Below are 22,677 nucleotides of genomic sequence, written 5' to 3'. Positions count from 1 at the left end.
AAGCAGGCATTAACAAGGCAGAATATGATAACAGTAATAGATTATTCAGTTGGAAATATCAGAAGCGTATGCAACGCACTCGACAATATCGGCTGCGAAAACAGGCTTTCAAACCTGCCTGAGGACATTAGAAACTCAGACGGCATAATCCTTCCCGGCGTTGCCGCATTTGGCTATGCGATGAACGCTCTGGGAGAGGATTGCGGCGAACTGCTGAAGGAAGAGGCCGATAAAGGCAAGCCGCTTCTGGGGATATGCTCCGGTTATCAGGTGCTCTTTGATTCAAGCACAGAGCTCGGGTTTAATAGAGGGCTGGAAATGATACAGGGGACAGTAGAAAGGCTGCCGGAGGGGCTTATAATCCCGCATATGGGCTGGAACAAGGTTCGGATTAACCCCGATATCCCTCTGCTTGAAGGGTTCGGCGAGGAGGAATATTTTTACTTCGCCCATTCATACTACGCCTTGCTTTCAGACGAGAAAGCCGAATCGGCTATGACAGAATACGGGAGAACTGATGTGCTTGCCTGCGTTCAAAAGGATAACATCTTCGGGCTTCAGTTTCATCCGGAGAAAAGCAGCGGGCTGGGAATGAAAGTGCTGGAAAATTTCGAAAAGATTTGCAGGAGTTAGATTATGCTGGCAAAACGAGTGATACCATGCCTGGACGTAAAAGACAACAGAGTTGTTAAAGGGGTAAACTTTCTTAACCTCAGAGACGCAGGCGATCCTGTGGAACTGGGGAAGAAATACAGCGATGAAGGCGCTGATGAGCTTGTGTTCCTCGATATAACTGCCACTATCCGCAAAAACAAAACAATCGTGGATCTGGTGGAGAGGGTAGCGGAAAACGTTTTCATCCCGTTTACAGTAGGCGGAGGCGTTGGCTCTGCTGACGAGATAAACGTTCTGCTTAAAAGCGGAGCGGATAAGGTTTCGATAAACACAGCAGCAGTTAAGAAGCCGGAAATATTAACCGAATCTGCCGAGCGTTTCGGCGCGCAGTGCGTTGTGCTTGCGATAGATGCAAAATGGAGCAGCGACAAGGGCAGATGGCTCGTGCACCTCAAAGGCGGGACAGAGCCTACTGATATTGAAGCGATAGAATGGGCTCAGAGGGCAGAAGAGCTCGGAGCAGGCGAGATACTGCTCACATCCATGGATGCAGACGGCACAAAAGACGGCTACGACATCCCTCTCACGAGAGCTGTGGCGGAGGCGGTGGATATCCCCGTAATCGCTTCAGGCGGAGCGGGCGAGCTGGATACCTTCCGCGAGGCTCTGCAGGAAGGAAAAGCAGAAGCCGTGCTTGCTGCGAGCGTATTCCATTACGGGACATACACAATAGAAGAAACAAAGAAATATTTGCAGTCAAGAGGCGTGCCGGTAAGGCTGTGAAACGCAGAAAATCTGCCGAAAACTTAAAAATGAGAGCATGCTTTTGCTTTAGTTAGAAAGCTTGCATTATTTGTTATGTCTGTTTTTTGACTTAGATTTTAATTTGAAGCGCAACGCTTCAAATTAAAATCTAAGAAATGATATACCGCGACGGCACATACTTTTTGCGTACAAACCAGTCTGGCAAGGATGGTGCAGCCCTGTGGAAGGAATATATGCTTCAGTGCAACGTTGAGCAGGCATTCAGGGAGCTCAAGAGCGATCTGGGAATTCGTCCTGTCTATCACCATAAGCAAGACAGGGTTGAGGCTCACGTGTTTGTAGCGTTTATGAGCTATTGTTTGCAAGTAACACTGAGGCATAAGCTCAGGGCAAGCGCCTGCGGGATGACTGCTCAGGCGGCATTAGCAGCAATGTCTCGGATCCAGATGCTGGATGTTTCATTTGAAACGCAAGACAGCAGAACTCTGCTTATGCAGAGATATACCGAACCGGAAGACGAACACAAGCTGCTGCTGCAGAAATTGAAGATAGAACTGCCGCCGCAAAAACCTCCGAAAATATACAGCGGGAAACTGAAAAAATAACACATCTTTGGCGACAGACCAACCCCTCTGACGGGGGTAAAAACGCACATTTTACCCCCTAAGTGAGAAATCGGGGCTAATTCAAACTGTAAACTCGAAACTGAAAAGAGCCTCCTCAAAAACTGAGAAGGCTCTTTATATTTATAGAATATTTTTCAAGAGATTATTCTACTTTTGGATACAGGTTCGATTCCTGCCAGTCCAGTGCGAATATTGCAAAATCAGCAAGATCAACACGGCAGTTGCCGTTGAAATCATACATCAAAGCATCAGAGTACGGTTCTTTACAGAAAGTTTCACCTGTGATATCGTAATACTCCTGAGCAATATCATCGGTTGTGAGGGCATAGTTGTACATCTTTATCTCATCGAAAACACCCAAAGTAGTCTGTATTAACGTACCTGCTGCATCTATGTTGCTGCACATCAGATAAACAGGATTCTCGGCCTTGGTAACCTGATAGCTTTCATCAATCTCAACAAGTGCGCCGTTTACGTATAGCTTGCCCATCTCTCCGGACTCATTAACAAGGGCAACATGAGCCCATTCGCCGGGCACGAGATAATGCGCATCCGGAACACCCCAGCCATTGTAGCCGGGTGCATTGGCGCTAACCTGGCCGTTGTTTGTCAGCTCGAAGAACCAGTTGTTGCCGTTTTCTGTTGTGTTTTGGCCGTGGCTGCAAACAAGGCCTCCAAAAATTTCATCCGGATTAGGCTCGCCGCTCCATTTAATCCAGAGAGATATGGAAAGCTCATCTGTGTATTTCGCCGGCTCGTAGGGCTCGGTAGATGCAGCAACGAGAGCGTTAGGCTCTGTATCGAGAGCCTGGCCTGTTGCAGCAGGGTCAACACCATCAACCCACTGACTTGCCAGAGGCGTAGTGTTCGGATCTGCGTGATGCTCATCACCAGAATAGTCCTGATAATCACCGTCGAGAGGCCAGTAGCCAATCATACGCTTAACGCCGAGCATTGCAGAATCAGAATCTGCGATGCCGTCTGCATTAACAGCCCTGCAAAAATACTCTCCCTGATCGGCCTTTTCGATATTTGAAATAGTCAGGCCGGATGTATAGCTGTCGCCGTGCCGAGAGCCGGAGATAGTTATATCAGGGTCGCTTTCATCGAGGATGATTTCAGGGTCCCCTGCCTTAATCCATTGAACACTTGCTGGAGTTTTGCTTGTAAATGCAGCATTAAAGGTGAACTCAGAGCCCGGGAAATCTGCCTTGTCTTCAGGGGAAGCGGTTATTGCAGGTACTGCAGGCAGCGCCTTAAACTCCCACACCGGACCGACAATATTCGACGGATCACCTTTGGATGCGCCATTTACCTGCTCTTCAACCTGCCAGAATACTTCATCGCCAAGATTGAATGTATATGGCACTTGGGCAGGATCGCTGCCTGCGGTAACGAAAGTATCAACAGCAGCTACATTATTGGCTGGATTTGCCGGGTCGAATGTTGAGTAAATCGTTACAAAGTGCCCTGTAACGTCGGGGTTAGGGTTAGCTGTATCTGCCGGGTCGCCTGCAGTATCAAACTGAACTGATGTTACAGCGACAGGGTCTATATTTTCAGAATTATTTGCAGGCACAGGATTTCTCGGGAGTGTTTCCAAGTCAACAACATCCTCGAAAATCTGCCCTCTTACAGCAGAGCCTGATTCAGTATCCATAGCAACTACGTTATCTGTAGTTGCCAGAATATGAGAATCACCACCGCTGAGGCCGCCCATATTGCCGAAATCGTAGCTTTCACCTGCCCCAGGAACCTGATTCAATACGCTCACAGTTTTGCTTCCAGTAAGGTTAGCCGTTCCAACTGTACCGGATATAGTTTCCTCATAGAGCCATCCGTTAATCATAACTGCAAGCTCGCCGGTATTTGTGTTAAAAGAGGCAAAGGCTCTCGTTTCAACGCCGGCATAAACCGGCCCCATAGCAACCCCAAAAGCGCTGTCTGATGCGTCAGTATCGTTGAGATCAGCAATAGCTACTCCAAGACCGCCGCTTCCATTAGCTCCCTTAGAGCAGAACGTAAGCATACCATCGCAGATATAGACACCAGTTCCAAAAGTCGTACCGCCTACTTCTATAACGATCACAGGGCCGTCATCTTTTGTAATATCCGCTTCTGAAGGTGTAAATTTGGCTGCCATGGTCATCAGACCTGAACCCTGAATTGCAGGCATATCATCATTGTTTTGAACCTGACGCTCGGAGTAGTCAACAAGGGCATCAGCATCATCAAATCCGGGCACTATTTCCCCAGCAAACGCTGCTGAGAATGCGGCAAGACAAAACATTAAAACAAGAATTTTATATATTTTCGTCATTTTATTTTCTCCATAATATTTAAGTAACACTTAACAAACCGACTACTCACCCTCTGCGGGGAATAACATATCATTGAGCCAGTCTAATGAAACAGCTGCAAGGTCGTCTATATCCACTGTGCAGTCTCCATCGAAATCGAACTGCAGATTCTCAGCATTCGGAGCCACACAAATCTGCTCGCCGGTAACATCGTAGTAAATACCAGCCAGCTCTTCTGGAGAGAGCGCATAGTTGTACATTCTTACATCATCAAACTTTGCCTCGATCATTGTGTCTATAGTCCCGTCATTGTTGGCAAAATAAACAGGGGTGTTGTTTTGATTGATGCTGTATCTGCCCGGGTCTGTAATATCAACCTGCGAGCCGTTAACGTAGAACGCTGCCACTTCGTCCGCTGAAGAAGTAAATGCAATGTGCGTCCATTCATTAAGAGACAGGTTGGCATAAGAGTATGGATTGTAGCCCGGTGCGTTAACCTGCAGACCGGCATCTCTCTGATCTATCTCCCAGAACCAATTATTATCACTCGAAGATGAGCATATACCTCTGAAGTGGCCGGCGGCAGGATAGTCATCGGAGCCGGGGAAATTAATCCACGCTGAAATAGTGAGCTCGTCGGTGTATTCTGCTGCAATGAACGGGTCAGTAGCAGCTGCGGCTTCACGATTTACCGTAGTGTCAAGGGCCTGCCCCGTCTGAGCGGGTTCAACGCCGTCTATCCATTGCTCGGGGATCGGGTCAGCGTAAGGTGTGAGATGATTCTCCTCGCCTGAATAGTCCTGATAGTCTCCATCCAGAGGCCAGTATGCAATCATACGCTTGATAGCAAGAGAAGCGGAATCAGACTGGGTGTCTCCAGCATCGTTTGAAGCTATGCAGTAGTAGTAGCCCTGGTCTGCCACTTCGGCATTATCTATATAGAGCGTAGAGATGTATTCATCGCCGTTCTGGGCAAGCTCTAAGGCAATATCCGGATCGGATTCGAGCAGTTCTGTGTCAGGCGCGCCTTCTTTATACCAAGCTGAGCTCGCAGCAGTTTTGCTTGTGAAGGTAAATTCTAATACCGCCTGCTCACCTGCAAACACGGCCTCATCTTCAGGCTGATAAACCGCTGCCGGGGTAGCGGGAAGAGTTTCAAAATTCCATAGAGGGCCAGTTATATTTGCCGGATCCCCTTCAGGTGCTCCGCTTATCTGCTCTTCAACGCACCAGAAAACTTCCTGTCCGAGCTGAATCTGGAAAGTGCCTGCTGTGTTTATAGGCACCGTAATCGGATCAGCTGCTGCTGATACGAAAGTTTCATAAAGCGGGGCCATATCCAGATTAGGATCTCCGTTTGCTCCCTGATAGAATGTTACGAAGTGGCCTGTAACATCGGGGTTCTGAGAGCCTGAGTTTTCAGGATCTTCGGCAGTATCAAAGCTTACTTCTGAAATAACATCAGGGTCGATATTAACAGAGCCTGATGCAGGGACAGGGTCGTTAGCCATAAGATCCGGATCTGCAACAATGCTGAAAATCTGACCTCTTAACTCTGTCCCGGGAACTGGATTCATCCCCCATACGTTTCCATCGTTCAACAAAGGTTCTGAAGAAAGGTTTAGTCCGCCCATATGGCCGCCAATAATACTTCCATTCGTCAGAAAACTTACGCTCTGGTTGCCTGTGAGATTGGTTGAAGCTGGATAGGTGTCCAAATAGTAGATTCTTTTGACGCCGTTTACTGAACAGAGAACTGTTCCGGAATTTAAGTCGAGAGAAACCCATGCCTTAACTTCCTGTTCGGCCTCAACATCTCCCATTTTTACCGCTCCGGCACCGTCAGCAAACGCAAAATCATCAAATGTGCGGTCATTATTCCCGCTTACATTTGCCCTGAAAGCGTAATGCAATTCGCCGTTGCAAAGCCAGATGCCGCTGCCGTAAGTTGTTCCGCCGGTTTCGATTACAGCCACCGGTCCGCTGTCTTCAGTAACATCGGCCACTGAAGGCGTAAACTTAGCAGCAAAGGTAATCGAGCTGCCCGGATTTAGAGAAATAATGTCTGCGGGATTAGCAACTCCATCTCTGGCGGCGGTGTAATCCACAAGGGCATCGCCGTCGTCAAACTTGGGAACTATCTCCCCTGCCCATGCGGACGCCGCAACTAAACAACAAAAAAGGATTAAAAGCAATTTTTTCATAATTAATGCCTCCGTAAAATGTAACTAAAATTTACACAAGCAGTGAACCAACACTGCATCTAACTCTTATTTTTACAAAGATATAACCAGACTCGTATTTAACTACAACACTTTTTAGAAAGTTACAAAAAAAATGAAAAAAAAATCACAGCCATCCCATAAGTCCATAAATTTATCGTTGAGGGCTTGTTTATTGTATTAAAACGCCCTTTTCTTGAAGGATTTGAATTACCCCAGTTTGCATTTTTTTTTGCTTTTGTTCAATTGGCAGTTTTTTGCTCAATACTGCCCGCTCTCTTTTCACCTCTTTATTTTCGTAAAATCTTGCTACATATTAAAACCCGGCAAATAAGCCTGCTGAGGGCTGCCAACCATACGCGGTGAACCACGTGCTGTCCCACAGGCAGCCATAACGCCAAAAACATCCAGCCGGCTGAATAATACACCCCTCAGTAAAGTAAACAATCGGCTGAATGCTCCTTTCCACTGACCGAGGAAACCTATATACCTTATTAAAATATAAGCCAGCATAGCCGTCCATACTTGCCATAGAATTGCTTTTTGGCTATGCCCTAGGAAATCGCTTAGCTGCAAAGTCTGTTTTATCTGCTTGAAAAACACCTCTATACCCCAGCGGCACTTATATAGGTCGCAAATACTGCTCGGCGCCCACTGCATATTGTTCGTGATAAATTTCATAAGCTTTTTCTCGCCGTTAATTTCCACATAAGCCTTAACTAAACGGAGCTTCTTCGGGTATGCCTCGCGGCTTTTCGGCATTTCAAGTTCAATTAAAGCATCGTATTGGATATTACCTTTTGGTTCTGTATTCTGTTTAACAAAACGATATTTCATATTATCTTTGGCTCTGGTAACCCAGAATAATTCTCGCCTGTCAAGATCTGCTAGATGCTTAAAATCCACGTAAGCCTTGTCAAAAACCGCTATTTCGCCGCTTTTAAGGTCCTGACAGAGCTGATAAGCTTCTGTCGAATCATGGGTTGAGGCTTCTTTTACAATAGCAAATTGAGGCAGGAACGTCTGGAGATTCAGCTGCATATGGCACTTTGCAGCCGCTTTTCGTCTGCGATGTTTAGCCCAGTCAATACAGTTGGCTACAAGCTGGATCGTGGTTGAGTCAACCGCATATATTGCTCTCTTAAAACGCCTCGGAAGGCCGGAATACTTATGGCCTCTCCCAAAATCAAGATGTTTGTTCTGGATATGGGACAGCACCTCCCAGAAGAGAGTCTCTGCCATAAGAGGATCTCGAACCCTGTTTGCATGAGAAAGCCCATTCCTGCTTGAAGGGGTTGCACGGCGGATAGGAGTCAAAGCTCCAGAATGATTACGCAATGTGTCGGAAACGTCGTTGAGCGAGAGACTGTGAGCAATCTGGACATGAAGCATAGATACAATGTGCGACCAGCAAGAAAATGTTCGTGATTGCTTGTCAATACCGAAAGACCGAGACAATTTTGAAACAAGATGTGCAGGAATATGTTGGCATATTTGCTTAAGAATGCTATATTGATGTTTGGCGGGTGTCATGGGTTACTCCTAATTTGTTTAATTAGACTGAAAGAATTAGTGTAACTCATACCCCGCTGGTTTTAAAGAAACATCTTGTATTTTGCTCTTCTATGGGATGGCTGTGAAAAAAAAATTTTAAACAGTGCAATTTTCTCTATCAAACGCAAAAAAAAGCCGGCCCTTTGACAGACCGGCGTTAATTTTCACATTACCCAAACAAATATTATCACGTTACACGGAAAATAATCAGGGTACATAAAATCTATATTTTTTTTAAGCTTAGAACAGTCTTCCCATTGAGAAGCTGAAGAACTCTGTTTCATCTTCGCCTTCTTTTGTAATTGGAGCTGCAAGTTCAAACCGCATTGGCACCGGGCCAAACCACTGAGGTATCAGTATTTCAATGCCGGTACCGATTGAGGTTCTCGGCCCTCCTTCATCAATCATTCCAGCATCTGCAAACATAAGCCAGTTGTAGCGGTCGCTTGCTAGCGGGAATGTAATCTCGGCAGTTCCGATTGCGATCCAGTCGCTGCCGATTGGGTCGTCATACACGCCGGGGGTTGTTGTGCTCTCCCCTCTTGGACTTACGCCGCGGTAGTCGAAGCCTCTAAGACTGCCAGACCCGCCTGCATAGAATTTCTCGAATGGAGGGGCATCGCCCAGAATTGCAGCACCATAGATCTTCGTTGAGAATACGGTTCTCCTGCCTGCCAGGTCCTCCTTGAGTGTATTGTAGTTTGTGTATGAGGAGCTCACAACGCCAAAATTGTAGTCTCCTGTAACCTGCTCAAAAGAAGCATCGAATACATAGCCCTCAGTAGGTATGTATTTATCGTCTGTTACCTTTTTCTTTGCTGTGAATTTTGTACCGAAAAGGCCGGTATCGCCTTCAACGTCATAAATTTCCTGGGGCGAATCATCATCAAGGTCTGATACCGTAACGTTTTCAGCTCTCACTTTGATTCCGAGATACCAGTCGTCTTCGTAGCGTCTTGTAAGGCCTATGTAGCCTTTTGTTCTCTCCTCGTCATAGCATTCTCTGCCTCTCCAGTAGCGTGAGGAACCCAGATTAAGGCTGAACGGGCGTTCCCAAGCGTAAGGGTCGGTGAAATCTATTGAATAACGGTTTACCTCTGTACCGGGCTCAAGGGAGATTCTCAGCCTCTGACCAGCGCCTTTGAACGACCGCCCGTCGAAAAATTCACTGAGAGATTCAGGCCAGTCCTGAATATCGAAATTTCTCTGCTCGTAAATCACCTGTCCCACAAGGCCGTTGCTGCTGTCTATTCCAGCACCAAACATCACCATTCCTGTCATACCTTCAGTGATATTAACAACGGCATCCTTGGTTCCGGGCTTTTCACCGTCCACTGATTTTATAAACACATCCTCGGCCAGAGTTGCCTGTTTTACATCCTTCTCGAGCTGCCCCTTGCCGTTTCCTTTGGCCTCTTTGCCGTCGTACCATCTGCCCGGCTTGAAGCCCTCATAGTCAAGCTCCCTTCTGACAACCTTATCGTGCGTCTGGTAGTTGCCTGTGATTCTCACCTCGCCAATCCTGAACCGCTTGCCCTCATCAATGTCATAAACAAGCCTCACGTCTCCATTGTCTGTGAAATTCCTCTCGGCTCTGATTCGTGCTTCAATAAAGCCCTTCTCCAGATACTTATCCCTGATATCTTCTCTGGTTTTCTTCACGGCCTCGCTGTCGTAAGCTTGGCCTTTCTTAACCTTGAGCATCTTCTCAATCTGGTCTTTATCGAAATAGCTAACACCCTTTATGCTGTGGTCTAAAACCTTGCACTGCCTGCCTTCGCTGATATAAAAAACCACTTCCGCTTTATTGAGCTTTTCGTTTAAATCTGGCTCGGCGTTGCAGTCTGCATCTATATATCCAGCTGAACGATATTCTTTTTCGATAGCCTCAATGTCTTTTTGAATTTTTTTGGTGTTGTAGTCTCTCTTGAATAAAAAGAGGATTCTGGAATCAAACTTAACAACACTGTCGAGCTGTTTTTCGGTGAAGACGGTATTGCCCTCATAGCGAACGCCGGTAACCTTAACTCTCGGCCCCTCCTCGATTCTGAATATCACCCTGCCCTGTTCAAGCTCTTCTTCGCCGAGCTTTACTTCGGCAAAGTAATAACCCTTTTCGGTATATTTATTTCTTACGCTGTCCAGAGCTGAGGCAAGCGTGATTTTCTCGAGATAATCACCTTTATCAAAATCGACAAGGTCTGCAAGGGTTTTATCGCTGATCTTTTCATTGCCGAAAAATGATATCTCTGAAATGAGCATTTTCTCAACCACAACAAAATTCAGCCTTACTCCCCCGTCAACCGGCTCAGTATTATAGTAAGCAAACTGAACAGCATCCAGCTCAGCCAAATTTTCAGTATCCTGCGATAAAGCCTGCTCATCAAGGGTTTGCCCCGGGCGGGCTGATACTGTGCTGAGTATCTTCGATTTAGTGAGCGTGGCGTTGCCTTTTACGTTCAGCTCAACAATCCGCAAATCTTGAGCTTCTGCCAAACCGCAAGCCAAAACAGCAAACAATACTAATGCAACGACTCTTTTCAGCATAAAAAATCCTATACCTTTATTTAGAACACTTTCGGGCTAAAACGGGCTTTAATAGAGCCGCAAATCAAAACGGCTCATCAATAGTGCTTATGTTGTCGAATCTCGTAAATTCGCCGTGGAACTTGAGTTTCACGATTCCGGTAGGCCCGTTTCTCTGCTTAGCTATAATTATTTCCGCTTCGTTATCAAATTCATACTCGGCTTCCTGCCTGTGGTAGTAGTCTTCGCGGTGTATAAGCATAACAACATCTGCGTCCTGTTCAATACTTCCGCTTTCACGAAGATCGCTCATTCGTGGTCGGTGGTCTTCTCGCTGTTCGGCTGCACGATTGAGCTGACTGAGCACAATCACCGGAACATCCAGCTCTCTTGCCATTGCTTTGAGCTGACGGGAGATTGCGCTTATCTCATTCTGCCTCGATTCTACCCTGCCTCCGAGGCTCATAAGCTGAAGGTAATCAACGAAAACTGCCTTAATATCATACTGAGCTTTGAGCCTTCTTGCCTTGGCGCGAATCTCCAGAGGAGTCATTCCGGGAGTATCATCGATAAAGATCGGTGCCTGAGAGAGATTCTCGCTGGTATCCAGAAGCTCCTGAAATACTTCTGAATCCATCACCCCCCGCCTTACGGCCTGTGAGTCTATCATTCCACGACTGCAAAGCATACGCTCTGCAAGCTGGAGTCTGCCCATTTCAAGCGAGAAAATCAATACAGGCTGCTCTTCATCAGCTCCAATGTGCTCTGCAATATTCATGGCAAAGCTCGTTTTCCCCATACTCGGCCTTCCTGCCATTATTATAAGCTCGCCCTCATGGAGACCTGTAGTCATAGTGTCGAGCTGGGTGAAACCGGTGGGGATGCCCGTAATGGCCTCGCCCGTTCGTTTGTCGATCTCTTCAAATGCCTTTACGAGAAGGTCCCGCATAGACTCGGCCTCGCCGGTAACCCGCTCGCCGGTTACTTCGAAGATCTTTTTCTCAGCCTGATCGAGCTTGTCGCTTATCTCGCCGGCAGGGTTGTATGCCTCTTCAAGCACCTCACTTACCACATTGATAAGCTGCCTGAGGATATACTTCTCGTGAACAATTTCCGTGTAATATTCGGCGTTGGCAGTAGTTGCAACGCTTGCAGGTATCTTCTTTAGATACTCCTGCCCGCCTGCATCTTCAAACTGATTCCGCCTAAGCAGCTCATCCTTGATAAGAACGAGATCCATATTTTTATCAGGCGGGAGCTGTTCGTAAAGCGCTACAAGCGATTCATATATAATGCGGTTTTCCGGGCGGTAGAATGAATCCGGGCTCAGCTTCTGGACGACATCATTGACGCAGTTTCTATCCAGAATCATTGAGCCCAGCACCGAGACCTCCGCCTCGTATGATTCAGGCAAAGACTTAGCCTGAATCAAATCATAATTCGAAGACCGCTGTGGCTGCGAACTTTCATTAGAAGAATTATTCTTCTGAGTTTTCTGGCTTGGCTTCTGAGAGCTCATCTTCTTCCTGCTCCGGCTGTTCAAGCTCTTCTTCATTGAGCGGGATGCTGCCTTCGGAAACAACTTTTACTTCGATAGAAGCATCCAAATCAACCGAAATCTTGAGAGTAACACTGTGCTCGCCAACTTCCTTGATATGCCCTACAGCCACCATCTCATCTGCTATCTCGTAGCCGTTTTTCCTGAGCTTTTCAGCAATCATATCAGGTGTAACCGAGCCGAACAGATGTCCCTGCTCGTTGGCCTTGGCTTCTATAATAACAGAAGCACCTTCGACCTTTTCAGCCACTTGGCATAGTTTGTCATATTCAAGCTTGCGTTCGTTAGCCCGTTTTGCCTTTTCTTCGGCTATTGCCTCAATATTTTCTTTTGAAGGTATAGTTGCCAGCCCGCAGGGGACAAGATAATTCCTTGCATAGCCGTCTTTAACATCAACTATATCACCAAGCCAACCAAGGCTTATAATATCTTCAAGGAGCAAAACTTTAACCATTTGCTTTTTCTCCAATAAGTTTGTTTTTTAGTATTAATAAGCTCCGTTTTTGCAAACGCCTGTCTTAACCGTATCAGGTCTGGTATGGAAGCAGCCCCATATACCTTGCACGTTTTATGGCGTTCTGAACCTTCCGCTGACAGCTTGCACAGTTCCCGCTGCGCTTTCTGGAATATATTTTGCCGCGGTTTGTAAGAAGCTTTGAAAGCGTTTCAATGTCCATATAATCCACATACTCGGTTTTAGACCTGCAAAACCGGCATTGGTTCTGCTCACGAATTGTGGCAGTTCTTCTTTTTTTGTTTCTTCTCTGGTTTTTCATAATTTAATGCTCTTAAATTAAGTTTTAATTATCTAAATACAATTAACTAAAGCCCTTTTCAGCTCAAGCAGTTTTTAGAACGGTATATCATCTGGATTAAAATCATCACCGCCGCCGAAAGCATCTGAAGATGACTGCTGAGGAGGCTGCTGAGGCTGATTGTTCTGAGGGGGCTGCTGCTGATAGGGCTGCTGGTAGCCGCCCTGCTGATAATCGCCCTGTCTTTGAGAACCGCCGCCGCCACCGCCGGTGAATTCGAAATTCTCCGCCTGCACGCGCAGTCTGCTTCGCTTGCTTCCGTCCTGAGTTGTCCAGCTGTCGAGAATCAGTCTGCCTTCAACCAAAATTGAAGAGCCCTTTTTGAAATACTTGTTGATAACTTCCGCCCGCTTGCCGAACATCCTGCAGTCTGTAAAACAAACTTCTTCCCGCTGCTGACCGTCCTGACCTACGAACTTTCTGTTCGTGGCCACGGAAAACTCAACGAGCGGAGTGCCGCTTGGCAGATACGAAAACTGCGGATCTCTTGTAAGGTTGCCGAGCAGTATTACTTTATTAAAGCTGGCCATTTCAATCTCTCCGTTCTAAAGAAATAATTAAGCTTATTCTGAAGGCTCATCGGCCTTTTCAGGCTCACTTTCAGGCTCTTGGGCTTCCTGTTTTTCCGCTGATTCTTCGGAAACAGAAGCCGCAGAACCTGCTGCTGAAGACTCAATCTCCTGCTTTGCTTCCTGCTCTCTTTTCACCCTCTCTTCGGCTTCTAAAGGAGTTTCTTTATCGATCGGTTTTGAAGGATCGATAAAATCAGCACGCAGAACCATGGCACGCATAATGTCTTCCGAGAGATTTATATCCCTCTCAACATTACTGAGCTCACGAGGTTCAACATTAAAATAAACAAGGATGTATGTCCCGCGAGATTTGTTCTGAATCTCGTAAGCCAATTTACGTTCATCCCACTTCTTAAGGCTGACAATCTCACCGCTTCTTTTTTCCACCAAAGCGGTAATCTTTTCAACCAAACCTGTCCAGTCGCCCGCTGCTAAAGCAGGGTCCACCAGAAACAGGGCTTCATAAAGTCTTTTAGCTGTATCCAAGGTAATAACCTCCGGTTTACAAAATTTATTACACCGGCCTTCAGGCCATTAATTTTTACTGTTATATTCTGTCATAGCTTTTTCAAGTCCGTCTTTTATAAGCATTTCAATGCATTCAACCGCCCTTCCAATCCCGAGCTGAAGCTCCTGCCTCTGCTCCGGAGAGGGGCGTCCTAATACATATCCGGTACTGTTCGGCAGCGGGCTTTTTCCAATGCCCACTCTCAGCCTCGGAAAATCCTGACTCCCGAGCTTTGCGATGATATCTTTAAGGCCGTTGTGCCCTCCAGCAGAGCCGGACGGCCTGAGCCTTATTCTTCCCGTATCGATAGCCATATCATCTGCAATAATCAGTACATCGCTTATATCAATCTTATAAAAACCCCTCGCAGCTGCTACTGCCTGACCGCTGAGGTTCATAAAAGTTTGGGGTTTGAGAAGGATTATCTTATCCCCGCCGAACTCAAAAATCTCACAGAGCGAAGAAAATTTTCTGCCGCTTATGCTGACGCCGCACTTCTCGGCAAAACGGTCTAATACATCAAAACCTATATTATGCCGCGTGCCTTCGTACTTTTTGCCCGGATTTCCGAGCCCTGCAATAAGCCTGCATGCCATAATCTACCGCTACTTCTGCTCTTCTTCGTCTTCCGGTTTCTTCTCTGTAATCACTTCCGGCTCTACTGCCTCTTCCTCGAGCTCTTCGCCTTCTTCCGGCTCCGGGGCTACGGTAACTTCGTGGCAGTTTACCACAACAGATTCAGAATCTGTTATAAGAGATGCGCCGCGGGGAAGCTCGATATTACCTACAGTGATGTAATCGTTCAATCCCAGATCCTTGATAAGAACCTCAAAATATTCGGGGATCGAAACAACCGGACATTCAACGTCGATATGGTCTAAGTGTACATCCACCATACCGCCTTCGGCGATACCTTTTGCAGTACCTTTAAGGACAACCGGCACCGTAACGCTTGCCTTCTCGTCCATATCCACACGCATAAGATCTACATGAATTACATCTCTCTGGTAGTGGTCGTACTGCATGTCTTTTAGCAGAAGAGTTTCGGACTTGCCGTCGAACTCAAGGTCGAAAAGCCTGTTACCGCTGTGCATAGCCTTCAGCAAATCGCTAGTTTCTATGCTCACAGCCACCGGCTCCTGCTTGTGCCCGTAAATAACAGCAGGCGTCCTGCCGTTTTCACGAAGCTTGACAGCGGACTTGGTCCCCGTTTCCCGAAGCTCTGCTTTCAATGAAAATGTTTCTGTCATCTTTTCCTCACTGATAAATTATTACTATCACGCAGCTTAATCAAGCTGCAACTGATAACTACGAAAGCAGCAAACTGCTTATTGATTCGTTTCTGTGAACTCTTTTAATCGATTCTCCCAAAAGCTCTGCTACGCTCAAAACCGTTACGTTTATCCCGTTTCTAACGTCATCCCTGAGAGGTATCGTATCGGTTACAAAAATCTCATCTATGTAAGATTCCTGTATCCGCTCAACAGCAGGCCCGCAGAAGAGCCCGTGTGTTGCACCTGCAATCACCTTGTTGGCTCCCATCTTCTTTACAAGCTTCGCCGCAGAGCAGATAGTTCCGGCGGTTGAAATCATATCATCCACCATAACCACGTTTTTGCCTTCAACGCTTCCGATTATGTTCTCGCTGTGAACGTCTTTGCCGTTGAGCCGTTTTTTATGCACTATAGCAAGGTCTGCCCTTATATGGCTTACATACCTTGAAGCGGTTTTTACATTGCCCACATCCGGGGAAACGATAACCGGCTTCTGGATTTTTTTATCCCTGAGGTACTTCACCATCACAGGCTCTGCCATAAGATGGTCAACCGGTATATCAAAAAATCCCTCAAGCTGCCTTGCGTGAAGGTCTATACCCAAAACCCTCGTTGCTCCTGCTGCGGTAAGAAGATTAGCCACCAGCTTTGCAGTAATAGGGACTCTTCCATCATCTTTTCTGTCCTGACGGGCATAGCCGTAATAAGGGATAACAGCGGTTATTCTGTTTGCACTCGCCCGTTTGAGGGTGTCGATCATAATCAAAAGCTCCATGAGATTCCCGTCAACCGGCGTGCAGGTTGACTGAACTATGAAGCAGTCTTTACCGCGAACATTATCATCTATTTTAACGAATTTCTCGCCGTCCGGGAATCTGCGTATAGCAGCGCCGCCCGGGGTTACGCCGAGATAACCGCAGATTTTTTTCACCAGCTCCGGATTAGCAGAGCCGCCGAATACTTTCACACTCTCATTTAGAAACATTTATGAATCCTTCCCACGGCTCGGCCTTCAGTATATTCCAGCCTTACCGGCAATTGAAACCGCTTCCTGTTAAAGAAACTACCCGGTCTGGACTCGAACCAGAAATTTCAGCACCAAAAGCTGAGGTGTTGCCAATTACACCACCGGGTACCAAATTACGACAAGAATGCAGAAGAACTGCATATTAATATGCCGCGATTCCCGCTTCGAGCGGGGAGAAGTCTCATTACCTGAAGCCGGAGCTGACCATGTCGCGGACTGCCAACCCCCTTGCCGAAGCACGCTTCCGGGCAACGAGAGAAGATGAATTATAATACTTTGCAGCCCTTTTACAAGACTTTTTAGCCCCTAAGTACAAAAAAATCAGGGCTGCTGCCAAGAAAAATAACACGAATTCCACATAAAAGAGGAAAATACGCTGCAGGAATACTAATCTTTGCGTTTGAGCTTATCTGCGGCTCGCCTTTTCCTTCTTTTCTTCTGCTTACGGATCTTTTCGGCTTTGAACTGCTGTTTGCTTTTGACGCCTTCAGTTTTCGATTCAATCTGTTCGCACATAAACTTGCGAGCGTAATAGCGATTGAGGCCTTGGCTTCTTTCCTTATCGCACTTCACTTCAGTGCCTGTAGGCTTGTGAATAAGATAAACGCAGGAGGCGGTCTTGTTGGTTTTCTGACCTCCCGGGCCGGAAGAGCGGATGAACTTCTCCTCGAAGTCGGCCTCCTGAAGCCCGCACTGCTTCATTCTGCTCCGCAGGGCATCGGCCTTTTTCTGTGTTACAGGAAAAGTAATCATTGTTTTAAAGACGAAGATATACGATTGAAAAAGTTTTGTACAAGCTGATTCTCAGAATTCTTTTTCAGATCTTCAGGGCTTCCTTCAGCTATAATCCCCTTTACGCTTTTATCAAGCATAATCACGCGGTCTGCTATTGTAAATATGCTGTCAAGCTCGTGGGAGACAACGATAAATGTAATGCCGGTTTTGCGGGAAAGGGTGAGGATGAGGCTGTCGAGCTCTGCGCTTGTGATCGGATCGAGCCCTGCACTTGGCTCATCAAGAAATAGGATGTCCGGATCGAGCACCATCGCCCTTGCGATAGCGGCTCTTTTCTTCATTCCGCCTGAAAGCTCGGAGGGCATTAGATTGTAGCTCGTTTCAAGGCCTACGAGCGAGAGCTTTGAGATGCAGATTTCGTTCATCAGCTCTCTGGGCAGGTCGGTATAGATCTCCAAGGGCAGACGAAGATTTTCCAGCACGTTCATAGAGCCGAATAATGCTCCGTTCTGATACATCACGCCGAAATATTTCACAAGGTTTTTGAAGTCCTTCTCGCCTGCGGCGGATATATCCTCTCCCATAATCAGCACATTGCCGCTGTATGGCTTGTAGAGGCCAATCATATGCTTTAAGAGCGTGCTCTTTCCGCAGCCTGAACCGCCGAGGATGATAAAAATCTCACCCCTTTGCACATCAAAACTGACGTTTTCAAGGACGGTCTGGCCGAAATATCCGGAAGTTAGATTATTTACTCTGGCTACTGTTTCAGACACGGCTATATCCCCAGCACATAGAAGATTACAGAAAATACGCCTTCGGTGAGAACTATGGCAACTACGCCGCTTACCACTGCCTTCGTGGCAGCGTCGCCTACAGCCTTGCTGCCCGTCTGGGTGCTGAGTCCGCTAAGGCAGCCTATCGCAGCGGTTTCAAATCCGTACACGATTGCCTTGAACATCCCCTGAGCAAAATCGGACAGGCCCGTGAGCATAGTTACCTGATCGAATATTACCTCGAAAGGATAACCCATCGAACGCATAACGATGCTCATACCTACAAGCCCGAAAAGGCTGGTGTAGAGTGTGAGAACTGGAACAAAGAGTGTGCCTGCAAGAACTCTGGGAAGCACGAGAAACGGCACCGGTCTGAGACCGAAAGTTTTGAGTGCATCTATTTCCTCATTGATCTTCATCGTACCCAGCTCTGCGGCGAAGGCCGTCCCGCTTCTTGCAGAGAACAAAATTGCAGCTATAAACGGCCCCATCACGCGAAAAAGCGTTAGAGACACGAGACTTGCAACGTATATTTCCGCCCCGAACTGCTTCATTGATGTTGCGGACTGGAACGAAAGAATCAGCCCAAACAGAAATCCTATCAGCATACATATTCCGAATGAATTGACTGCTGCACTTTCTGCTATCCTGAAGAAATCCGCCCATCTGAAGGTCTTCGGGTTTTTAAGCAGCCCCGCAAACGAAGCGAAGACCCTGCCGTAATACTCAACCTTGTCTGTAATTGAGCTCAAATATCCACAGAAACCCTTCCCAAAACCTACAATAAATTCACGGAAAACATGGGCAGTTTGCTCCTGCACCTCCTCGCTGGGGCAATCTTTTACCAAATCGTCCACACTGCAAGAGAGATGCTCATCGTCGAGTAGTATATCTTTCCGGCAGCAGTATTTCTTGACTAAGGATATAAAGGCTTTGCCTGCGTTTTGGCAAATAAAACCATCACTGCTTTTTATTATGATTCTGGTCGGTGCGATTGAAGCTGTTTCGGATTTGAATTTTCTGTACAAATCGCCGGCCAGAGATTTATCCACCACCTCAGGCAGGCAGATACACAGCTCTTCACCCGAGAAATATACAAATTTTTCACTATCATTTTTCATTTATAAACAACGCTAACCATTTTTTTCGACTATAAAGCAAACAGTTTTTGATTCGCCCTGATGTTTTTAAATAATTTAACAGTAATTTCCAGAACTTTTTGCTAAACATACCGCTAAATTCTGAAAAAAATCAGCTTTTACTGATCATGTAGGCCGAAATAGCCATTAGCTGAAGTACCGCAGCAAATACAAGGGGTGTTAAAACCGAATCAATCCAGTTTATGCTTGCGAAAACACCTATTAAAGCAATCAAAAGGCAGGCAATACTTATAACCTGCACTGCCACGGCAAATGCCTTCCATTTGCTGAATACATTCCTGCCCCTTTGCAGTTCGCCGAGAATATTTTCTTCCATCCTTTCCAAGATTTTAGCCAGCTCAGAGACATCCGAATTCCTATCTGCAAGCCCATCTAAACCGTCTGCCTTAAAACTTCCTATATCCAAAACCTTATGCCTTCCTTCTTTCTTATGGTGATACATCATAATAATATTAGCCGCCTCTTTGATATTTACCGCTGCATAATCTGGGGGCGGGTCTGATTTATCTTTCCTGTCTTCATTCCCTGGCAGATTTATCAGGATGGTGCAGCACCCTGCTGAGCGTCCGGCCTTAATATCTCTGTATCTGTCACCTATAAGCCATGATTTTTCCAGAGCGATATTGTGCTCTTCAGCAGCCTGAAGAATCATCCCTGGGGCGGGCTTTCTCTGGAAGCTTTCCTTCCTGTACTCCTCCAGCTCACCTTCGGGATGGTATGGGCAGTAGTAAACATCCTCCAGCTCCACGCCTTCCTGCATAAGCAGGCTCTTCAATCTGCTGTGGATCTCCGCAAGCCTTTCCTCTGTTAAAAGGCCTCTGGCTATTCCGGACTGATTGGTAACAACGAAAAGCTTGTATCCCAACTGCTGCATGCAGCGAAGAGCCTTTCCCGCCCCGGGCATAAGCTTTACCTGCTCAGGTTTTGAAATGTAGCCCGTATCGGAGATGATAGTGTTGTCTCTATCGAGAAACACCGCCTTATCCTTCTGGCTTTCATCTAAATCCTCGCCGGACGAAGATTTCTCTTTAGCCGCCTCATCCTGCCCTAACTTAACTTCATCACCAAAGAGATTTTTCATCAATGCCCCCTTAGCAGAATTAAAAACTCTTGCCTTTTACCTTATTAATTATAGCTGTTGAGCTTATTCCCTCAACCAAATCGGCTAAGACAACCTCGCCGCCGTTCGCTTTCACAAATTCACTTCCTATAACGCCCTTTTTCTCCCAGTCTTTGCCTTTCACAAGGACATCCGGCCTTACAGCTTTGATTATCTCGAGGGGCGAGTCTGAATCGAAGATGCACACATAATCAACACACTCAAGACTGCTCAGTACCGCTGCCCTTGCATTTTCTGCGTTTACAGGCCTGTCTTCACCTTTCAGCCGCTTAACGCTTGCATCGCTGTTCAGCCCAAGAACGAGCACATCGCCTTGGCTTTTTGCAAAACCGAGAAAATTTATATGGCCTTCGTGGATAATGTCAAAGCAGCCGTTGGTAAACACTATCCTTTTACCCTCGATTCTGAGCCTTTCGCAAAGTTCGCTGATATCAGCCATTTTCACAATCTTGCTTTCCCCGGGGAAAATGCGTTTTTTGATCTCTTCGAGAATCTCAGCAGTGCTTACAGAAGCTACGCCAAATTTCTCCACCTCGAGCCCGCCTGCGATATTCGAAAGGTGTACGGCAATCTCGTATCGCCAGCCCGCAGCCAAAGCCACAGCAATCGCCGAGAGAACCATATCCCCCGCCCCAGCCACGTCGTACACAGTTTTGGGCACTGTAGGAACGAGCATTGAGCAATCGGCTGTCTTTAGGTATGCCCCGTCTTTATCCATCGTTATAACAACCGCATCAATATCAAGCCAGCTCCGTATTGCCTCGGCTGCCTTCCCGGCAGATTCAGGCGAATCAATCTCTATGCCAGAGATAAGGCGTGCTTCATTTCGGTTCGGAGTGATTACAGTACTTCCGGCAAATTTTTGATAATCGCGTCCCATAGGAGGGTCAACAACCACCATTTTGCCTGAATTTCGGGCAGCCTCAATTATCCTGCGGCACACATTCTCTGTTAATACGCCTTTATTGTAGTCTTCAAGGCATACGATATCAGCCTCGGGCAGCTTTGAGCTGAAATTGCTGAGAATATTCTGTTCTTCTTCTTCGGCGAGCTCTTCGCTGGATTCTTCATCGATTCTCATAAGCTGCTGGGGGTGTTTGTGCTGGGCAAGGCCAACTAAGCGGTTCTTGCAGGTTGTAGGTCTGGCGGGGGATTCTGCAAGGGCTGATGTATCTGCTCCTAAAGCCCTCAGCTTATCTCTCAAGAGCCTGCCGTGTTCATCTTGTCCGGTAATACCGATACATAAAGGCTCTGCCCCTAATTCGCAAATATCTGCAGCCACAGATGCCGCCCCGCCGCATTTGTACTCAGTGTGAACAACCTTTAAAACCGGCACAGGAGCCTCGGGACTTATGCGCAGTGCATCGCCGTGGGTATATTTATCGAGCATAAAATCCCCCACAAGCAAAACCTTCGGGCTGGAGAGGCTCAAAAGCTTTTCGTAAATATCCGTTAAAATTCTTTTATCTGCCGAGCTCATTTAATAAATCTTCCAGTCTGCCAAAGCCATCAACGAATTCCAAAGAAAGCTCAAAATAGCCCGCCTTCTTCCTGAACTCTTCCCAGCCGGAGAATTCAGCAATCCTGCTTACCTTAACAAAGTCTTTACGCGTCATAACGATTATATCCGAATTAGACGAGTCGGAAAGGATTAATTCAAGATCTTCGGCGGTGTAGCTGTGGTGGTCTTTGAAAAGCCTCCTGCCTGCAATTTCGATTCTGCTTCGTGTTACATTTTCCAAAAAGCTCTCAGGGTTCGCAAGGCCGCAGAATACAAATGCCCTCTTATCCTTCAAAGACCTGAGCTTCAATGTCTGTCCGTCCAGAGTGCGGAAGCATACAAATCTTTGACGGAGAACTGCAATAGGTGCGCTGGAATTATAAGAGCGAATTCTATTGCGAATATTTTCAATTTCCTTCTCGCCTGCGGTTTCGCATTTTGTAACAGCTATGCAGTCTGCGCGGGAAATATTTTTTATCGGCTCTCTAAGCAGTCCCGCCGGCAGGAGCCTTGAATATCCAAACGGACAGCCAGCATCCACAGCAGCAATATTTAAATCCCTCGCTAAACGCCTGTGCTGGAAGCCGTCGTCGAGGATGAAAACATTGCATTCAGAATTCGATTCTGCATTTCGGGCGGCCTGAGCCCTGTCCGGATTTATGAAAACTTCGGCCGAAGGGCACGCAAGCTTTATCTCCTCAGGCTCGTCTGCAAATCCCGAATCTGAGGCGTATCCCCGCGTTAGCACAGCAGGCTTATATCCCTTGCCAACAAGCAGTCGGCAAAGCTCGATTGCAAGGGGCGTTTTGCCTGTACCGCCTGCTGTAATGTTTCCAACGCTTATCACAGGATGATTGGCTTTAGAAATCTTGAGAAGCCCTTTATCGTAGAGCAGATTCCTCAGCCATACGGCGAATCGGTAAAAACAGGAGAGGACAATAAACACGCAAAGCATAAGCAGCCCTGCATGGCTTCTGTCCTCCCCGCTTACAATTTTTCGCCACTTATCTATCACGATGTAAA

General features: G+C 46.8%; 21 protein-coding genes and 1 tRNA gene. 3 read left to right on the top strand and 19 right to left on the bottom strand.

What is annotated here, in order from left to right; translation table 11 throughout:
• Positions 1-24 precede the first annotated feature (24 nt).
• From hisH to L21SP3_RS02125, 3 genes are all read left to right on the top strand, one after another.
• Positions 25-633, top strand: coding sequence for an imidazole glycerol phosphate synthase subunit HisH (gene hisH, locus L21SP3_RS02135; protein WP_077539117.1), 609 nt, complete (start codon positions 25-27; stop codon positions 631-633).
• Positions 634-636: 3 nt separating this feature from the next.
• On the top strand, positions 637-1,398 hold the full coding sequence (hisF, locus tag L21SP3_RS02130) for an imidazole glycerol phosphate synthase subunit HisF (RefSeq protein ID WP_077539116.1): 762 nt from the start codon (positions 637-639) through the stop codon (positions 1,396-1,398).
• A gap of 164 nt (positions 1,399-1,562) precedes the next feature.
• A complete protein-coding gene (locus L21SP3_RS02125) occupies positions 1,563-1,985 on the top strand; it encodes a transposase (protein WP_161488059.1) in 423 nt (140 codons plus the stop codon).
• 163 nt (positions 1,986-2,148) lie between these two features.
• Here the strand turns inward: L21SP3_RS02125 and L21SP3_RS02120 are convergent, their stop codons facing one another.
• The 19 genes from L21SP3_RS02120 to lpxK form a co-directional block, all read right to left on the bottom strand.
• The gene (locus tag L21SP3_RS02120) at positions 2,149-4,326 is read right to left on the bottom strand and encodes a LamG-like jellyroll fold domain-containing protein (protein ID WP_077539114.1); all 2,178 of its coding nucleotides are present in this window, start codon (positions 4,324-4,326) and stop codon (positions 2,149-2,151) included.
• Positions 4,327-4,368: 42 nt separating this feature from the next.
• Positions 4,369-6,510, bottom strand: a complete 2,142-nt coding sequence (locus tag L21SP3_RS02115; RefSeq protein WP_077539113.1) for a LamG-like jellyroll fold domain-containing protein — start codon at positions 6,508-6,510, stop codon at positions 4,369-4,371.
• A gap of 327 nt (positions 6,511-6,837) precedes the next feature.
• Positions 6,838-8,061: an IS4 family transposase gene (locus L21SP3_RS02110; protein ID WP_077539112.1), complete on the bottom strand. Its 1,224-nt coding sequence runs from the start codon at positions 8,059-8,061 to the stop codon at positions 6,838-6,840.
• Positions 8,062-8,322: 261 nt separating this feature from the next.
• On the bottom strand, positions 8,323-10,629 hold the full coding sequence (gene bamA, locus L21SP3_RS02105) for an outer membrane protein assembly factor BamA (protein ID WP_077539111.1): 2,307 nt from the start codon (positions 10,627-10,629) through the stop codon (positions 8,323-8,325).
• A gap of 64 nt (positions 10,630-10,693) precedes the next feature.
• Positions 10,694-12,163, bottom strand: coding sequence for a replicative DNA helicase (dnaB, locus tag L21SP3_RS02100; protein ID WP_077539110.1), 1,470 nt, complete (start codon positions 12,161-12,163; stop codon positions 10,694-10,696).
• A complete protein-coding gene (gene rplI / locus L21SP3_RS02095; RefSeq protein WP_123785110.1) occupies positions 12,087-12,620 on the bottom strand; it encodes a 50S ribosomal protein L9 in 534 nt (177 codons plus the stop codon). The genes dnaB and rplI overlap by 77 nt, the downstream gene beginning before the upstream one ends.
• Positions 12,621-12,693: 73 nt before the next feature.
• Positions 12,694-12,942, bottom strand: a complete 249-nt coding sequence (rpsR, locus tag L21SP3_RS02090; protein ID WP_077539108.1) for a 30S ribosomal protein S18 — start codon at positions 12,940-12,942, stop codon at positions 12,694-12,696.
• 74 nt (positions 12,943-13,016) lie between these two features.
• Entirely contained in the window at positions 13,017-13,511 is a 495-nt protein-coding gene (ssb, locus tag L21SP3_RS02085; protein WP_077539107.1) for a single-stranded DNA-binding protein, read from the bottom strand.
• A gap of 33 nt (positions 13,512-13,544) precedes the next feature.
• Entirely contained in the window at positions 13,545-14,039 is a 495-nt protein-coding gene (gene rpsF / locus L21SP3_RS02080) for a 30S ribosomal protein S6 (protein WP_161488058.1), read from the bottom strand.
• A 48-nt stretch (positions 14,040-14,087) separates the two neighbouring features.
• Entirely contained in the window at positions 14,088-14,657 is a 570-nt protein-coding gene (pth, locus tag L21SP3_RS02075) for an aminoacyl-tRNA hydrolase (RefSeq protein ID WP_077539105.1), read from the bottom strand.
• A gap of 9 nt (positions 14,658-14,666) precedes the next feature.
• Positions 14,667-15,311 carry a 50S ribosomal protein L25 gene (locus L21SP3_RS02070; RefSeq protein WP_077539104.1) on the bottom strand — a complete coding sequence of 215 codons (645 nt, stop codon included), beginning with the start codon at positions 15,309-15,311 and terminating at the stop codon, positions 14,667-14,669.
• A 58-nt stretch (positions 15,312-15,369) separates the two neighbouring features.
• Complete coding sequence (locus L21SP3_RS02065; RefSeq protein WP_077539103.1) at positions 15,370-16,320, bottom strand: ribose-phosphate diphosphokinase; 951 nt, start codon at positions 16,318-16,320, stop codon at positions 15,370-15,372.
• Positions 16,321-16,398: 78 nt separating this feature from the next.
• Positions 16,399-16,470, bottom strand: a tRNA-Gln gene (locus tag L21SP3_RS02060).
• Between the two features lie 279 nt (positions 16,471-16,749).
• On the bottom strand, positions 16,750-17,064 hold the full coding sequence (locus tag L21SP3_RS02055) for a peptide chain release factor family protein (protein ID WP_227806792.1): 315 nt from the start codon (positions 17,062-17,064) through the stop codon (positions 16,750-16,752).
• 47 nt (positions 17,065-17,111) lie between these two features.
• Entirely contained in the window at positions 17,112-17,879 is a 768-nt protein-coding gene (locus tag L21SP3_RS02050; RefSeq protein ID WP_077539101.1) for an ABC transporter ATP-binding protein, read from the bottom strand.
• Positions 17,876-18,994, bottom strand: coding sequence for an MlaE family ABC transporter permease (locus L21SP3_RS02045; protein WP_077539100.1), 1,119 nt, complete (start codon positions 18,992-18,994; stop codon positions 17,876-17,878). Before L21SP3_RS02045 ends, L21SP3_RS02050 begins: the two co-directional genes overlap by 4 nt.
• Positions 18,995-19,124: 130 nt before the next feature.
• The gene (locus tag L21SP3_RS02040; protein ID WP_077539099.1) at positions 19,125-20,114 is read right to left on the bottom strand and encodes a D-glycero-alpha-D-manno-heptose-1,7-bisphosphate 7-phosphatase; all 990 of its coding nucleotides are present in this window, start codon (positions 20,112-20,114) and stop codon (positions 19,125-19,127) included.
• A gap of 19 nt (positions 20,115-20,133) precedes the next feature.
• The gene (gene rfaE2, locus L21SP3_RS02035) at positions 20,134-21,633 is read right to left on the bottom strand and encodes a D-glycero-beta-D-manno-heptose 1-phosphate adenylyltransferase (RefSeq protein WP_077539098.1); all 1,500 of its coding nucleotides are present in this window, start codon (positions 21,631-21,633) and stop codon (positions 20,134-20,136) included.
• A complete protein-coding gene (gene lpxK, locus L21SP3_RS02030) occupies positions 21,617-22,669 on the bottom strand; it encodes a tetraacyldisaccharide 4'-kinase (protein ID WP_077539097.1) in 1,053 nt (350 codons plus the stop codon). Before lpxK ends, rfaE2 begins: the two co-directional genes overlap by 17 nt.
• Positions 22,670-22,677 lie beyond the last annotated feature (8 nt).

It is taken from the genome of Sedimentisphaera cyanobacteriorum, from assembly GCF_001997385.1.
In the GTDB taxonomy this organism is placed as follows: domain Bacteria; phylum Planctomycetota; class Phycisphaerae; order Sedimentisphaerales; family Sedimentisphaeraceae; genus Sedimentisphaera; species Sedimentisphaera cyanobacteriorum.
The sequence above is the reverse complement of the archived record's forward strand: the minus strand, read 5'-3'. Positions and strand labels throughout refer to the sequence as shown.

Coding starts and splice junctions, on each gene's coding strand:
- hisH (WP_077539117.1), top strand. CDS start 25: ATGATAACAGTAATAGATTATTCAGTTGGAAATATCAGAAGCGTATGC.
- hisF (WP_077539116.1), top strand. CDS start 637: ATGCTGGCAAAACGAGTGATACCATGCCTGGACGTAAAAGACAACAGA.
- L21SP3_RS02120 (WP_077539114.1), bottom strand. CDS start 4,326: ATGACGAAAATATATAAAATTCTTGTTTTAATGTTTTGTCTTGCCGCA.
- L21SP3_RS02115 (WP_077539113.1), bottom strand. CDS start 6,510: ATGAAAAAATTGCTTTTAATCCTTTTTTGTTGTTTAGTTGCGGCGTCC.
- L21SP3_RS02110 (WP_077539112.1), bottom strand. CDS start 8,061: ATGACACCCGCCAAACATCAATATAGCATTCTTAAGCAAATATGCCAA.
- bamA (WP_077539111.1), bottom strand. CDS start 10,629: ATGCTGAAAAGAGTCGTTGCATTAGTATTGTTTGCTGTTTTGGCTTGC.
- dnaB (WP_077539110.1), bottom strand. CDS start 12,163: ATGAAGAAGAGCTTGAACAGCCGGAGCAGGAAGAAGATGAGCTCTCAG.
- rplI (WP_123785110.1), bottom strand. CDS start 12,620: ATGGTTAAAGTTTTGCTCCTTGAAGATATTATAAGCCTTGGTTGGCTT.
- rpsR (WP_077539108.1), bottom strand. CDS start 12,942: ATGAAAAACCAGAGAAGAAACAAAAAAAGAAGAACTGCCACAATTCGT.
- ssb (WP_077539107.1), bottom strand. CDS start 13,511: ATGGCCAGCTTTAATAAAGTAATACTGCTCGGCAACCTTACAAGAGAT.
- pth (WP_077539105.1), bottom strand. CDS start 14,657: ATGGCATGCAGGCTTATTGCAGGGCTCGGAAATCCGGGCAAAAAGTAC.
- L21SP3_RS02070 (WP_077539104.1), bottom strand. CDS start 15,311: ATGACAGAAACATTTTCATTGAAAGCAGAGCTTCGGGAAACGGGGACC.
- L21SP3_RS02065 (WP_077539103.1), bottom strand. CDS start 16,320: ATGTTTCTAAATGAGAGTGTGAAAGTATTCGGCGGCTCTGCTAATCCG.
- L21SP3_RS02055 (WP_227806792.1), bottom strand. CDS start 17,064: ATGAAGCAGTGCGGGCTTCAGGAGGCCGACTTCGAGGAGAAGTTCATC.
- L21SP3_RS02045 (WP_077539100.1), bottom strand. CDS start 18,994: ATGAAAAATGATAGTGAAAAATTTGTATATTTCTCGGGTGAAGAGCTG.
- L21SP3_RS02040 (WP_077539099.1), bottom strand. CDS start 20,114: ATGAAAAATCTCTTTGGTGATGAAGTTAAGTTAGGGCAGGATGAGGCG.
- rfaE2 (WP_077539098.1), bottom strand. CDS start 21,633: ATGAGCTCGGCAGATAAAAGAATTTTAACGGATATTTACGAAAAGCTT.